The organism is Citrobacter sp. VF227 (assembly GCF_052950715.1).
The window spans coordinates 1-558 of sequence record NZ_JBRFVF010000204.1 but is presented as its reverse complement, the minus strand read 5'-3'; the positions used below and the strand labels follow the sequence as shown (position 1 = coordinate 558).

The 558-nt window shown below is 72.0% G+C and carries 1 protein-coding gene; it reads left to right on the top strand.

What is annotated here, in order from left to right:
• Positions 1-558, top strand: a 558-nt coding sequence (locus ACU8YC_RS25910; RefSeq protein WP_446896099.1) for a UDP binding domain-containing protein, incomplete at both ends; no start/stop codon positions are given.

Below are 558 nucleotides of genomic sequence, written 5' to 3'. Positions count from 1 at the left end.
AACGCGTTCCTGGCGGCGAAGATCACGTTCATCAACGAAGTCGCGGACCTGTGCGAGGCGGTGGGCGCGGACGTGCAGGCGGTCGCGCGCGGCATCGGGCTGGACAACCGGATCGGGTCGAAGTTCCTGCACGCCGGGCCGGGCTACGGCGGCTCGTGCTTCCCCAAGGACACGCTGGCGCTGGTCAAGACGGCGCAGGACGCCGGCACGCCGCTGCGGCTGGTCGAGACGGTGGTGGCGGTCAACGACCAGCGCAAGCGCGCGATGGCGCGCAAGGTGATCAGGGCCTGCGGCGGCTCGGTGCGGGGCAAGACGGTGGCGCTGCTCGGCCTGACCTTCAAGCCGAACACCGACGACATGCGCGAAGCGCCGAGCCGACGCCTGATCGCTTCGCTGCTCGCGCGCGGCGCGACGGTGCGCGCGTACGATCCCGTCGCGCTCGACGAGGCGCGGCGCGTGTTCGCGCTCGATCTGCACGACGGGGCCGATGCGCTCGCGCGTCTCGCATTCGTCGATTCGGCCGACGACGCGCTCGCGGGCGCGGACGCGCTCGTCATC